This is a genomic window from Paenibacillus sp. Soil522, from assembly GCF_001428245.1.
In the GTDB taxonomy this organism is placed as follows: domain Bacteria; phylum Bacillota; class Bacilli; order Paenibacillales; family Paenibacillaceae; genus Pristimantibacillus.
Map to the genome: position 1 here is coordinate 14,342 of NZ_LMRV01000066.1, position 14,482 is coordinate 28,823.

The 14,482-nt window shown below is 46.6% G+C and carries 10 protein-coding genes and 1 tRNA gene; 1 reads left to right on the plus strand and 10 read right to left on the minus strand.

What is annotated here, in order from left to right:
- Positions 1 to 155: 155 nt before the first annotated feature.
- The 4 genes from ASG81_RS21170 to ASG81_RS21185 all read right to left on the minus strand — a co-directional run bounded on the left by ASG81_RS21170 (position 156) and on the right by ASG81_RS21185 (position 4,542).
- Complete coding sequence (locus ASG81_RS21170) at positions 156 to 1,406, minus strand: glycosyl hydrolase family 18 protein (RefSeq protein ID WP_056638878.1); 1,251 nt, start codon at positions 1,404 to 1,406, stop codon at positions 156 to 158.
- A 257-nt stretch (positions 1,407 to 1,663) separates the two neighbouring features.
- On the minus strand, positions 1,664 to 2,749 hold the full coding sequence (locus tag ASG81_RS21175; RefSeq protein ID WP_056638880.1) for an S-layer homology domain-containing protein: 1,086 nt from the start codon (positions 2,747 to 2,749) through the stop codon (positions 1,664 to 1,666).
- A 255-nt stretch (positions 2,750 to 3,004) separates the two neighbouring features.
- The gene (locus ASG81_RS34105) at positions 3,005 to 3,583 is read right to left on the minus strand and encodes a VanZ family protein (protein ID WP_056638883.1); all 579 of its coding nucleotides are present in this window, start codon (positions 3,581 to 3,583) and stop codon (positions 3,005 to 3,007) included.
- An 883-nt stretch (positions 3,584 to 4,466) separates the two neighbouring features.
- Positions 4,467 to 4,542: transfer RNA gene (locus ASG81_RS21185), tRNA-Val, on the minus strand.
- 202 nt (positions 4,543 to 4,744) lie between these two features.
- On the opposite strand from ASG81_RS21185, the gene ASG81_RS21190 reads away from it, so the two are divergent.
- Positions 4,745 to 5,698: an S-layer homology domain-containing protein gene (locus ASG81_RS21190; protein ID WP_056638886.1), complete on the plus strand. Its 954-nt coding sequence runs from the start codon at positions 4,745 to 4,747 to the stop codon at positions 5,696 to 5,698.
- A gap of 65 nt (positions 5,699 to 5,763) precedes the next feature.
- Here ASG81_RS21190 and ASG81_RS21195 read toward each other — a convergent pair whose 3' ends face one another.
- The 6 genes from ASG81_RS21195 to ASG81_RS21220 all read right to left on the minus strand — a co-directional run bounded on the left by ASG81_RS21195 (position 5,764) and on the right by ASG81_RS21220 (position 14,285).
- On the minus strand, positions 5,764 to 6,459 hold the full coding sequence (locus tag ASG81_RS21195; protein ID WP_056638889.1) for a uracil-DNA glycosylase: 696 nt from the start codon (positions 6,457 to 6,459) through the stop codon (positions 5,764 to 5,766).
- 177 nt (positions 6,460 to 6,636) lie between these two features.
- Positions 6,637 to 8,910: a glycoside hydrolase family 88/105 protein gene (locus ASG81_RS21200; RefSeq protein WP_056638891.1), complete on the minus strand. Its 2,274-nt coding sequence runs from the start codon at positions 8,908 to 8,910 to the stop codon at positions 6,637 to 6,639.
- On the minus strand, positions 8,907 to 10,697 hold the full coding sequence (locus ASG81_RS21205; RefSeq protein WP_056638894.1) for a hypothetical protein: 1,791 nt from the start codon (positions 10,695 to 10,697) through the stop codon (positions 8,907 to 8,909). Before ASG81_RS21205 ends, ASG81_RS21200 begins: the two co-directional genes overlap by 4 nt.
- Before the next feature lie 46 nt (positions 10,698 to 10,743).
- Positions 10,744 to 11,616: a carbohydrate ABC transporter permease gene (locus ASG81_RS21210; protein ID WP_056639380.1), complete on the minus strand. Its 873-nt coding sequence runs from the start codon at positions 11,614 to 11,616 to the stop codon at positions 10,744 to 10,746.
- A gap of 54 nt (positions 11,617 to 11,670) precedes the next feature.
- A complete protein-coding gene (locus ASG81_RS21215) occupies positions 11,671 to 12,567 on the minus strand; it encodes an ABC transporter permease (protein ID WP_056639382.1) in 897 nt (298 codons plus the stop codon).
- 92 nt (positions 12,568 to 12,659) lie between these two features.
- Positions 12,660 to 14,285, minus strand: a complete 1,626-nt coding sequence (locus tag ASG81_RS21220) for an extracellular solute-binding protein (protein WP_056638897.1) — start codon at positions 14,283 to 14,285, stop codon at positions 12,660 to 12,662.
- Positions 14,286 to 14,482: the final 197 nt, after the last annotated feature.

Below are 14,482 nucleotides of genomic sequence, written 5' to 3' on the forward strand. Positions count from 1 at the left end.
TTCCTCACCTCTATTCAATTTGATTTACATGCTCGTTTATTTTCTGTATAAGGAATTTATTTATTCGCCCAGCAATAACCAAATATTATGATTCAAAAAAACCAGATCGCCGAAAGTCGGACAATCTGGTCTTGATTGTATAAGGAATTATATGATTACTTAAACACGCTCCAAATATCTGCCGACTCTTGCCCGATGGCCCATGTGGATATACCGGCGAGTGAATATTTTTTCACAAGGTTCCATCTTGCAGCCATTGATGTCCGATCCTCCACCCACAAACGATGATGTCCGGCCATATCGGTAAATTCGACGTAATTTTGGCGGGCGACTGAATCCCATTTTTTGGTTAGTCCTCTTTGAGAAATCCAAAGATCGGTGTCTTTCATAAATACGTCTTTAGACATTGCCTTGCCGCCGCCGGCGGGAACCGTCCACTCTCTTGTATAAAACGGTACGCCAAGGAGCACCTTATGAGCAGGCACATCCTTAAGCAATAAGCGCAATCCTTCTTCCACCCATGGCAAGGATGAGACAGAGCCGGCTTCGCCGCGCCCTTCATAATATTCGTCATAGCCCATCATGATCACATAGTCTGCAGCTTTACCTAAACCGGCGCGATCGTAGCTCCCGGACCAATTTGGATCCGGATTTTCCCGCGTCACATCGACTGAAACGAATTTGCCGCTAGGGGATAAGGATTTTTTTAAGTCGTGAATAAAGTTGACGAACATCTCACGATTTTCCATCTTCATATTCTCGAAATCAACATTAATCCCGTCAATCCCATTCGCAAGCACCGAATCCTTGATTTTGCTGATCACATCCGCTCGATTGGCAGAAGACGACAGAACACGATCCGTGAGTTCGATGTCGAACCCGTTGCCGACCATTGCCCAAACCTTCTTGCCTTTAGAGTGTGCCCAATCAACATAACGTTTGTCAGGTGAAGACGATACAAGCCCATTCTGACTCAGTTTATACCATCGAGGCATTACTATATCGAGAGCCGCATTATCGCTGACCTCAATAAATTTATCCGTTCCTCCAAGGTAGTTCCATCCGGTAACATATCGGTTAGCCTTGCGAACGGACACATTCGACTTGCGAATCCAACCCTTTTTTCCTCCAAGCAGTTGAACTTGGTAATGGTATTTTGCCACTGTAATAACCGGGTATTCCTCTCCACGTTTTAGTATAGCCACTTTCGCGGAACTGGAAAGTGCTTGTACATGCACCGGAGCGGTTAATAGCGTTACTTTCGCTACGGTTACATAATCAGCGGTTTGTAGCGGCTTCCCGTTAAGAATTATAGAACCGAATGCAGCTGCCGTTCCCGCAGTACCTTGCCACGTAAAAACACCAAACAACAAAACGACAAACATTCGCCAAAATGCTATTTTCAAGGACAGCTTCCTCTCGTAATTTCATAGTTTACGAGAGTAAATACTATAGAAAAACGTTCCTCCAAGATAGTGAATTTCAATGGGAAATGTACCATCTATATCCTAGCAAAAAAGAGCTGCGAGGAAACCGGCTGTTAATCTGCTTTAAATGTGGGCATTCATTGGTTTAGCAAGCTTATTGGTATTTGCAGCTGCTGATAAGGAGCAAGAAAAACGGCTGCCGAAGCAACCGTTTGAACATTCCTTCTATTAAAATTTTACAATGGCTTCGTTTGCTCCGGTAAATAATGGACCAGCCTTTCGCTGAATGGCCCCACATGTTTCGATTCATGGGCTATGAGCGACAGCTCTTCGATCCATCCGAACGACCAGGCTTCTTTCGGCACGTCCGGCCAATGCTGGATCACTTGGATGTCGCCATCCTTTAATTCGCCGCGGTACAGCATAATACACAAAAGCTTTGCTATTTCTTCTCGGGTCATGTATCCATTAGGAACGAACGTATCATTTTCATATCCATCAATATAGTTCAGTGCTTTGGATGTCTCGATAGCTTGCTTCGCCCACCCCTTCGATTCCGAGAAAGAGTTCAGCGGAATTGGTTCAATTCCTTTTACTCTAAGCATCAGGACAACAAACTCTGCAAGACTAATCGGCTGGTCCGGCCGGAATAACCCACCGTTGCCTTTCATGTACCCGGTTGCCGTTACCTTCTGGATATATCCATATGCCCAATGATCGGCAGGGACATCCTGATATGACCCCACCGAAGAAGGGGCTGGCAATTCTTTAACTCTCGCCACGATGGCGGCCGTTTGGGCACGCGTAAGCAGCCCTTCAGGGTGAAACTTACCGTCCGGAAAACCGTTAAAGACGGGCTGATCTATTTCCGTAGCGACCTTCACTCGGATCAGCATATCGGTTATAAACTGCTGCTCCCCCACCCCTCCACTACAGGAGACTTCCAATATGGATTTATTTTCCACATTATCCATCACTTTCAAGTTAAAATGTACAACATCAGCGCCATTCGAATCGATATCCATCAAATTCCACTTCAAAGTTCCCGAAGCAGAATCCCAATCTGCTCCCTCCGCTTCCTCGAATTCTAACCCTTTAGGCACTTTCACCTTCAGCCATGCCTTAGTGATGACTTTATTCTCCACATTGTGGTATAAAATATGAAACCCTACTTTTCCGCCCTGGACAGCCGTAAGTTGATCAGATATGCATTGAATCTCTAGACTTGATGTTCCATCCGCAGAACCGACCCCTGCAGGAATTCCCAACAACATGAGCATGCTTGCAACCAACGTGATTATGAACCATTTTTTCATCCTCATAACCGATCCTCTCCTTTTCTTGGGAAGAAGCAAAACCAATCCAATAAATACCAGGATTTATAAATATTATTCGCAGCTCTCATCAAGTTTACGAGGGTGAACACCGCCAAAATTGGGCGCTCATTTACTTTAACCGACACCGGCCTACGCCAGCTCTTTCCTCATTCCTCATCCGTAAGCACATCCAATTATTCACCCTTTTATGAAAAACAAAAAAGACACTCAACAATTGAGTGACTTCACATTTTTTATGATTTACTTTAAAGTACTAAAGTTACTGAGACCGTATTTTAAAAACCGAAAAATAAACATTCCGCAAATGATACCTGCAGTGTCTATAGCTATGTCGTACAACCTTGAGTGCCGTCCACAATATAATTGGAGAAATTCTGTTAATATCGCGTATAAAACTGCAAGAATGATACTTTTCCCCATTCTTTTATTTTTAGAAAATAATAGTACCGCAAATATAGCAAATCCTGAAAAATGGCCAATCTTTTGTGTTACGTAGGAGCTAGACGTCCTAAAATCCATTTTTAAAAAGTCATGATAATTAGGTTCCAACGACCATCGGAAATATGGTACTTCTCCTATATTCCAAAATCCCGAGTTAGATGCGCAAGTAAATACAAACAACGCTAATCCCCAAATTATAACAGCAGCAGTTCTCATAACTACCCTACTTTCAATAGAAGTAATACACCTTCGCGAAGGCCCATTTCGAGCATGTCCTTGAGATGGGCCATATTTTACTTTCGAACTTCGATAGTTTAACATGTAACCATTCTGTCCATAATCGATACTATCAAAGTATTGAAAAAGGAGTTCGATCATGGAGCAGAAAAACCCTTTAATGAAGGGCCTCTTTTGGGCATCTCTGATAAGTATCCCACTATGGGCATCAATAATCGGTTGGGTGCGGATTATTGGTGGAATTGTAAACTGAACATCGTTAATTAAATTACATGATGTCGCAGTATGATCCTATTCTGTGATCTGCGAATTTTTTGTTCAAAAAAAGTGTCCTGTTTTCTTTGGACACTTGTGGCAAAACGAAATCTATAAGGAATTAAGAACACAAATTTCTTTAAGTGTTGACCCACTCTTTTCCATCATTTCTTTAACGTCTTCCCTGTTAAGACAACGGCACAGGTTATAGGCAGTAGGTTTTGATCTTCTTTTCGTGATACTCTGCTTTTTTTCTAAGTTTATGTTTCATCCCATCATCTAAGCAATCTTCTAACCTTAACAAATGGTAATTACGCGACAACTTGTGCCAGTTGATCTTAATCACTGTTAGGATCGACATATCGCAACCTCCCAAGTTTTGTATAGGAATATCATACTATTCACAAGGCGCTTCAATGTAGTAACAAGGTGAGCCCCAATAAGAGAATGCTGGATGAAAATAAATGGCCGGTGTTTTTGCCCCCATGTACATCATTCCAAAATTTATTCGTTATTAAGAACAATATTAAACGATTTTATTCACCGATGCAATACGTGTAATGCTTTTAATATTCAGCAGTTCTCATAAACCTTTCTACCAATCCCCGTTAAATAAACGAAATTAAAAAGCCACTCAATTGAGGGGCCTACGAAGTTATTTATCGCACTATCGAACATCGTTTGTTGAAAAGAAAAAAGCACCTCGGAGGTGCTGTGATCAAAATAAAAAAAACCCTTGTCAACACAAGGGTTCTGAGCGTTTAAGTTATGGTGATCTGAACAGGGTTCGAACCTGTGACCCCTACCCTGTCAAGATAGTGCTCTCCCAGCTGAGCTACCAGATCATATTAGCGACAATTAATAATATATCAGGAGAATGACGCGAAGTCAACACTTTTTGGGATTTTTTTATTACTCTCCCGTCATCTCTTCTCGGCGTTTTCACCCTCGTTAAATCGGTCATAATGATTTTAAATGAAATTGCAACAATTTGTCTTAACGCTGCGTCAAATAAGTGCTGCAGCAAATTAAAAAAGAGGTGAACGTATGAGAAAACGATCGATATTGATAATGACGCTGGTTGCAATGATGCTCTTCACACTCGGACAAACCGTCTGGGCGTTCAAGGACGTAAAAAATGACGCAAACGAACAAAAAATTTCTGAGCTTAAGAAGCTGGGTATACTAAGCGGCGATAAAAATGATAAGTTTAATCCGAAAAGCAAGCTCACTTATGCAGAAGGCGTTACTTTGATCGTAAGAGGGTTAAATCTCAATATTGATCATATCCGCTTCATTAAAGAACCTAAGGCGAGCGATTATTTCACTAACCTAAAGGACAACGCATGGTATTCGCAATCATTTATTATCGCAAGTCTAAACGGGCTTGAAATTCCTAAGACGGTCAAAGCTAGTGATATCATGACCCGTGAGCAATTTGCTCATCATTTGTTTAAAGCGATGCTGACGAAAGGCGATTATGCTTTTATCGAAATGTTCATGCTGCTAGAGGATGAAGACGATGTTAACAAAGATTATATGGACAGCATTCAAAAGCTGCTCATCAGCAAAATCATCACGTTGGATAGCTCGAACAAGTTTTATCCAAAGAAAGCTATTACGCGCAGCGAGGCAGCAGGCTGGCTTTATAATGCCATTACATTCGTAAAGGAAACGACTCCTATTCCTAATTTGCCCGAGCAGCCGGCTCTTGACCTTAAGCTTTCCGTAAATGCTGTAAACTCCGACATCAATAAAGTAACCGTCAGCGCACAAGCACCTCATCCAGGATACGGCCTCCGGATCGCTTCCATTGGTTTCGAAGGAAATGAAGCTATTATTTACGTTGAGACGGTATTGCCTGATCCAGATAAAATGTATCCGCAAGTCATTACCGATGTACAGGTATCCACCTATGTAGACGCAAAGCTAAAGCCGGTGCTTCCTGTATCGGCCCAATCGAGCGAATCGTCGACAGGCAGCGCTGCCATCACCGAGTAATGCAAAAGAATAAGGCTTCTCAACTTGTCAGAGCAACTGTTCAGACAGTGGAGAAGCCTTTTTTTTCATTCGCTCCCCGGCAAAGACAGCATGGGGATTGTCCAGTCAATTGGCTCGCTTCCGATCGTCCGCAGAAAAGCATTAGCCCGCGAGAACGGCTTGCTTCCAAAAAAACCTTTACGTGCAGCAAACGGACTCGGATGCGGCGAGGATATGATATGATGTTTGTCCGCGTCAATCTGATCTGCTTTCGCCCCGGCGTACTTGCCCCAAAGCATAAATACAACGGGCTTATCTCTGTCGTTCATCGCGGCAATAATAGAATCGGTAAACCGCTCCCATCCGATTCCTTGATGCGAATTTGGATTGCCCTCCTCCACCGTAAGCACCGTATTAAGCAGAAGCACACCCTGCTGTGCCCATGAAATCAAGCTTCCATGATCTGGAACCTCTGCGCCTATATCAGCCTCTAGCTCTTTGTATATGTTTTTCAGAGAGGGCGGTATCTTCATGCCCGGCTGCACAGAGAAGCTAAGCCCATGCGCCTGCTGAGGACCGTGATAGGGATCCTGTCCCAAAATGACAACCTTCGTTTGTTCATATGATGTATAATTTAGCGCATTGAAAATATTTTGTATCTCAGGATAAACCGTCTTCGTCTTATATTTATCCTCAAGCAGAGCTAGCAGCTCTACCATATAAGTTGCTTTAAGCTCTCCTTCTAACCGTTCCGGCCAATCGTTGTGCAACGTTATCTTCACACTTAACGCCTCCTTTAAAACCGTATAAAGTAAAAACCTCCCCCGCCATTACCTGATCGCTCAGATCATTGCGAAGGAGAATCGAATAATTGATATGTTTTACATCCGTTTTCATTAATTCTAGCACAGGTAAAAGTAGTCTACAACGGATCGGCGGATCTCACTGCCGCTCTGGACTCATTTCTTCAACAGCCGCTCATGGATAGGGGTCTTTTCCGAAGCCTTAAGCCGGCTTATTTCTACACCGGCAAGCATCATGATGCCGATGCCATGATTGTCGTTAATGACCGTTCGCAAATCATACATATAATAATCCGGCGAGAACGAGTACCGTGAACCGCTGCATACACCATGCACATTTCCTTGACGATCAATCGCTTCGCTTGTCAGTCCCCTCCACGCTTTCAAGGCAACGCCGGTATACTCCTCCTGATTATCTAACCAGCCGAATCGCACGCCTCTGGCGACCGCATAAGCAAACATGGCCGTACAGGACGCTTCCTCATACGCGTCCGGGCGATTAAGCACCTGATGCCACATGCCTGACCTGCCTTGAAGAGCAGCGACCCCCGCGCACATTTCCCGAAAAAATGCATGCAGCTCCTCACGCGCCGTATGATCATCCGGCAGCTTCTCGAGCAGCTCCGATAAGGAGAACAGGCACCACCCGTTGCCGCGTCCCCATGGAACGAGCGTAGGCTTGCCATATTTAAAGTCGAACACATGCGATACTAAGCGTTCCGCATCCATAAATAAATAGTTTTTAAACATTAGAAATTGTCTGGCTGTTTCGTCCAGCGCTTTCCGTTCTCCCGTCGCCAATGCATAACGAATCAGAAACGGCCCGCTCATATACAAATCGTCCGCCCACATCGTGTCGGCCGAATACTCCCCCGCACATTGCCTGTAGAACGCACCGTCTTCTCTTCGCTCCAGCTGATGAAGCATAAAATCAGCAATCCTATCGGCAATCCGCCGAAAGCTTTCGTCATGGGTTTGCAAATAAGCTTCCAGCATAGCCGAGCCGAATGAGCCGCAATTATCGAGCATACGTATGAGCACAAGCTGATGGTTTACGGAAGGAAATCCATATTCATCCCTATCCCACAAGGAATAATCGTACATATCCGTACAGCTGCGAATATGGCTCAGCGCATAATCGGATAAATCTTGCCGATCAAGCTCGCGGGCCGTTCTTAGCAATCCATACATCGTGACGCCAAGCGGATAGTCCCAGCGCCCATAATTGGTGGCACTCCCGGTCGTCCATTTATTGCTCAGCATCGCGTTCTCGTAATAAGGACGGACGCGAGTATGCGGAGAATCCAGTGACCAATAGGTTTTTCCGCTATATTGTCCATTATGATGTCCGTCAAAATTCACGGTGGCAAAGAGTGCTGTTGTCGCGCATACTGCTGAAGGCTCAAATGCGGCACTCGGATCGAGCGGACCTGCATAAAGCCAATCCCCTGCATAGCCATGTATTTGTGCCGGCGGTTTAAACGAAAGACGCTGCCCTCCGGAAAATACGTTCAGCTCAAAGCCCCAGCCCGTCGAACCGCTCATACTGTGCACCAGCAGATCATAGCTTCCGCCTGCAACGGAAACCGATTGTTGAAATAATCCTGCCTCCTGCACTGTAGCAGCTAATTTCCCGTTTAACCAAATCGTCGTCGGACCTAAGACCCGCCCTTCCAGCAAGAGTTCTGCACCTATCCCTTGCACGGCCAGCTTCGTCCAGCCATAAGCGGCAGCTGAAGTTGATGGACGTCCAAATATACGCTCGCAATTCGGCCGATCAGCCTCTTCCGGAGTCCATCCTGTTCGCGGCAGCCAAGTCAAACCGCTGTCTTCCTCCGGCTGCTTATAATCGAATGGCCTTCCTCCAGCTTTGAGTATTGAACCGCTTACGGGTTCTGAATAAACCCAGCCCGAGCTGCCTGAACGTCCGGCAAACGGAGCAAGCACCTGCAAAATACGAACCTTTGCCTCCTCCGCTCCGAAGCGGCAGCCGAAGCCGGCTTCCGTTTTGCATGCTTCGATTAATATATGGTTCCAGCCTTTTCGAAACAGCAGTGGTATCACGGCCCGCGCTCCCGGCTTCAGCTCATCCACAACGGTCGATCTGTACGCCTGCTCCTCATTTAGATAGAGCTTTATCGGTCCAAGAGGCTCTATGATGCCATCGATCGAACGCTCGTCATCGCTCCATACAAGTCCACAAACATAGGCATATTCACCATTCCTCGCATGCGCAAGCTTCTCGAACAAGCTCATCTCATAAAGGCCCTCTTCATTTTGCAAAATGCCCGACTTAGCGAAGGCGCGAAGCGCGAAGGGCGTTGGCGGATTGACGCCGACGTACCTTCCTGCAAGCACCTCCAATATGCGCCGGTCATCCTCTCCATACCAATAGCGGCTGCTTTCGCGCGGCTCAATATACATGCTCATCGAATCAGCTCCTCATCGCCATTAGGAGCGCTTGTCACCGATTCCCCCGCATTCTCCCCGCATGGCGAAAGCCTAATGTCGAACGTTTTATCGTATGGAGTCATCAGATTAACGATAAGCGTTTGACAGCCTTCAGGTACGCTTGCGTTCCGGAGCATTTTGACCCAATGCTCATGAGCACCGCCATCCAGCTCCATCCAATCACTGCCGGAAGCATAACGAACCGTTCCTTCCTTCCAGAAATGAGCAGCCTCCGCCAGGGTCAGGCCTTCTCCCGCAAATGTCCCTTCATTTCCAAAAACGAACGCGACCTGCGCCATCATCCCTTCAGGCTCCGAACAGCTGATCCGCAGCTGCCAGCCATGCTCGGTATCCGTCAATTGCGCCTCGACACGGTGATATTGCATATGAGTGGTTTCCCTCAGCTGATGCGGCAGCAAATACCATGGGCTTATCGATGACTGTGCCGTTTCCGGTAGATCCGCGGATGCTACTGGCCCGAAATATCCTTTGGACTCGGTTCCCGTCAACCGGTACCCCCGCTCATGTACTTCCATCTGATTCATCTTCACGATGCCGGGCTCAAACGATGTTCCGATTTGTACGGCTAACAAGCGTGCCGCTCCATGCCGCAGCGCAAAGATCGAGTTCGCTTCGGTCATAACGGTCAAGCTTGTAGCCCCGTTTCTCTCGCGAGCAACGGGGGCGCCAAAATCAGGATGCAGCCTGCTATGATAGACCCTGCCGCCGTGTCCGGCCAAATCCATCATGTTTAAATAGCGTTCACGCGGAAAATCGCGATTGATAACAACCTTATATTTACTAGGCAATTCAGCCGGCCTTACCGTTTGCCATCGCAGCTCAGGCCGCAACAAATAACCTAATAATGCGTTATTTGGCAGCCAGCCGGGATGGTTAAGCGCTTGACCCGCGAGTTCTGCAATAGCCTCAAATAACGGATCCTGATCTTTATTCGCCATTAGCCTGCTAATGAGAAAATAACTCTCCAGCGTATAGCTGCTGCCATAATCCTGACGGCCTGAATAATCCGTAACGACTTCTCCGTTTGGATGAATCAGACATGACATCATCCTCAAATTGCGGCGGATTGGTTCGAGCAGCTCCGGCCGGTTCAAGAGCTCCGCTGTATGGAACAGCATCACATCGCTGACCGCATTGTAAATGCCGTTGCTCCGCTCCGTCCATTCGCCATCCCCGGTACAGTCCATACCCTCTGCCAGCCATGCATAAGCTCTCTCTCTCAGCTCTGTCTGTCCAGTCAGCTTATACATAGACCCGAGCGCCGCCGTAAGAACCCAGCGGTGATTCGGCGTATGGCAGCCTCCAGTCAACAGCGCGGGAATGGTCCGCTCCAGAAACTGCCTGATTTCGTCCAGCGAATGACGCAGCGGCTCCCATTGATGCGCGTGAAGCAGCTCATACACCTGCGCCAGCCCGACTACGACGAAGGCGGTATCCGGCGGCGAATGCATATTCGTCCATCCCGGCGAAATCGTTCCATCCTCATGCTGAAAGCGCAGCATAAACGCCGTTCCAAGCTCCAGCCGGGAGAGCAGCTCCTCATCATGATAATACTTCGAGTCCTTATTGATCAGAGCAGATGCCCAAAGTGCCATAACCATTGGAGAACCGCCATGGCTAGGCCATGCGATGCCGTTCTCCGCATCGGTCACTCCCCCGTAATACCGGCTGTTTTTATCCAACACCTGCCGGTCAGCGCCCTCTTTTACCCAATAATCGTTAATCGTTACGAGCTTTTCGTACATGCCCATCATCCTTTCCCTGACGTTTCAACGAACCGGTCACTTACCACTACCCCTTCACCGCACCAAGCATAACACCGCTTACAAAGTACTTTTGAAGCCACGGATAAACGATCAAAATCGGTACGGTTGCAAATATGACGCTCGCGGCCTTCAAGCTCTCCGGCACGACTGTAGCCATTTGCGCACCTTCCATCTGCATAAGCTCGCTGATCATATTGTTCTGAATAAGCTGATACAATTTAAGCTGCAGCGGGTAAAACTCGGGACTGGTAATGTACATAAGCGTGTCCGTAAAGCCGTTCCAGCGGCCCACCGCATAAAACAAGCTGAGCGTCGTAATGACGGGGAGCGACAACGGCAGCATAATGCTGATCAGCGTGCGGAAATGACTGCTTCCATCGATTTCGGCCGATTCCTCGAGACTCTCGGGAATGTTGTTGAAAAACGAAATTAATATAATGAGATAAAAAGGATTGATCAGGCCAGGAAGCACGAGCGCCCAAATCGAATCCAGCAAATTCAAATTTAGAATTAAAATATATTCAGGGATAATGCCGCCGCTGAAAAACATTGTAATGACGACGATAAACATGACGCCTTTGCGGCCCTTCAGCTTCTTTTTGGACAAGGGATAGCCCATCGCGACTGTCATAGCCATGCACATCACCGTAAACAAGCCGGTAAGCATAACGGTGAAGCCAAGCGAACGAATCATCGCAGGATCGGAAAATACTTTATAATAAGCTTCGAAATTCAGCTCTACCGGAAACAAGCTTACTTGCCCGGACAATATCGGCCTAACCGAGCTTAAAGAAATAGCCAATATATGAAGAAATGGAGCCAGACAAATCAGCGTGCAGATGAATAAAATGATAAAGTTAATCGTGTCAAAAACGCGGTTTGCGGTTTGTTCTCTCATAAAGTCCGCTCCTTTCAAATAGTCGCGATCCATAAAATCATCCTCTTGGAGCCTTTACAGGATGCTCTCATCCGTCAGCTTTTTGGAGGTGTAATTCGCTCCGAGCACAAATACGAGCCCAACGACTGCCTGGAACAAGCCGACCACTGTCGCCAGCGTATACTGACCGGATTGAATTCCGGTGCGGTAGACGAAGGTGCTGAGTACGTCTGCATATTCTCTAACCGCCAAATTGCCGATTATATACGGTCTCTCGAATCCGATCGAGATCATATGACCAAGATTGATGATCAACAGAACGATGATGGTAGGCTTAAGGCCCGGCAGCGTAATATGCCAAATTCGTTTCAGCCTTCCTGCGCCATCTATATCGGCAGCTTCGAACAGTTCCTTGTTAATGCCGGTAAGCGCAGCCAAATAAATGATCGTCCCCCAGCCCGCGCTTTGCCAAACGCCGACAAGCAGATAAGTGATGAGCCAGTCACTTTTATCCGTCAAGAAGGGAACCGCTTCAAAGCCGAAGGAAGTCAATACGTTATTGACCATACCGGACTGCGTGCCAAATACTTGATAAACGATACCGCCAATGATAACCCAAGAAATAAAGTGCGGAATATAAAGAATCGTTTGCGACAGCTTCTTAAACCAAAGCGTCTTCATCTCGAACAGCATAATGGCCAAAATAAGCGGCGCCGGAAAAGATACGAGCAAATCAAGAAAATTGAGCATCAGCGTATTTCTGAGCGTTACATAAAAATCACGCATTCCGAAAACTTCTTTAAAAGCCTCAAAGCCAATCCATTCGCTTCCGTTAATGCCCTGAAAAAAGTTGAAATCCTTGAAAGCGATCTGGATGCCGTACATGGGACCATATTTAAATATGATGAAATAAGTTAGCGGCAAAACAAGCAGCGCATACAGCTGCCAATACCGGCGGAAATAAGTGGTCATGCTCACAGCGGTCGCCTCCTTTTCGCGATCGGTCCATGCGCCGGGACGGGGCTGAGCCGCGTCCCCTGCGCACTCGCCGAGCTACATGCGCTTTATTTCGATTGCATCTCTTTATAAACGGCCGTGCGTTCATCCAAAATCGCTTGGCCGCCGCTTGCCATATAATCCTTCAGCATCGATTCATAGACGCTTTCGAACTGATCCGGCTTCGCCATCGTCGTCTTTACGATAATTTCATTAAACTTGTCGAGCAGTGTTGTTCCATATTTCGTTTGCGCTTCGATCGGTTTGTCCATAAGAACCAAAGGAATCGTATCCGCATTCGCAATTTCCTGTGCAACGGCGACTTGCTCTTGGAATTTCTTCGGCATTTGGAGCGCTCTAGCCTTCAGATTTTTTTCCATGCTTTCAAGCTGCTTGCCGTTAGAAATAATCGCCATGTCACCGACGTTATACATCCGGTTTAATGCTTCTTCGGATTGATTTTCAACGGTAACCGGAATTCCATCCACCAGTGTATAGTTTTCGTTCTCGATACCGTTTTGGATGCGGAACAGATTGTCACCCGACGTCATCCAATCCAGATATTTAACCGCTTCTACAGCCCGCTGGCTCGATTTAGGAATCATAATATACAGACCATTCGGGGCATATTTCGGCTTTGCATGCTTGCCCTCTTCGTTCGTGTATACATCAACCGCAGCAATTTCGGCCCCCTGTACATTCTTTTGCAGCAAATTATACGTACCGTTCTCATAGTAAATGTTGATATCATCTTCACTGAAAAATCCGACTTTACCTGTCGAAATATCTTCCCCAAATTTTTTCTTATCTTTATCAAGCCCAAAATCCTTATTGATCAAGCCTTCATTATAGAGTTTGTTCATGAATTGGAGCGCGTCCTTGAAGCCCGGCAGCAGTACAGGATAATCATTCGAGCCAAGCTGCTGCGTAAGTGTATATTGCTCTTCCTCCGACATCGGCTTAATAAACGACCAGAGTAACGGCTCGTATTGCGCCGAAGCGATTGTCATACCGAGCGGAATTACTTGGCCGCCCGTTGCGCCCGGATCCTTCTCTTTAAACGCCTTCAACGTTTCATATAGCTCAGATGTTGTTTGCGGCACCGGCATATTCAGCTTATTCAGCCAATCCTGACGAATAAAGGAAGCGTATTTACCAATATTCGAGCGTTTGGCCGGAATCGCGAACTGCGTGCCTTCGAACTTCCCGTAGCTCAGCACATCTTCTCCCAAAAATGCTTTCAAATTCGGTCCGTATTGATCAAGCAGCGGTCCAAGATCAGTTAGACCTCCCTGCTTCGCATACCGGTTAAACGTGTTTGGGTCGTACGTAAAGACGATATCCGGCACGCTGCTTCCGCTTGCCATCAGTACGTTAAGCTTCTCGACTTCCTCGGAACGGGGTACTGGAACATACTCGACATTTACGTTATTCGGTGCGCCGAAATTTTCCTGAATCCACTTTGACCAATAATTATCCGTAATCGTATAGCCTGCCGGGGAATTGCCCCGGTCGAATACTTCAACCTTAAGTGTAACCGGCTTCGCTGAAGCCCCGCCGCCATTCGTGCCTTCAGCAGCATTTGGCGCAGATTTCGATGAACATGCGGAGAATAGCAGCGAGCACACAGCCATAAGCACCAGCACAGATGTTTTTGAAGCAATGAACCGTTTTCTTTTCATGTTTCTAGTCATCGTTCCAACCCCTTTTTCGTATCGAGTGTTATTCCAGTCAGGTTGCACGACTCCTAATCAATAACGCTTACATTTCCGCCTGCTGCAACCCGAATCGGAATGACCAAAGTATGGCATACCGGCAGATTCAGCTGCAATAAACTAGTTTCCAATCGATAAACCCGAGGTTCAATGTCCATAATTTGGATATATCAACC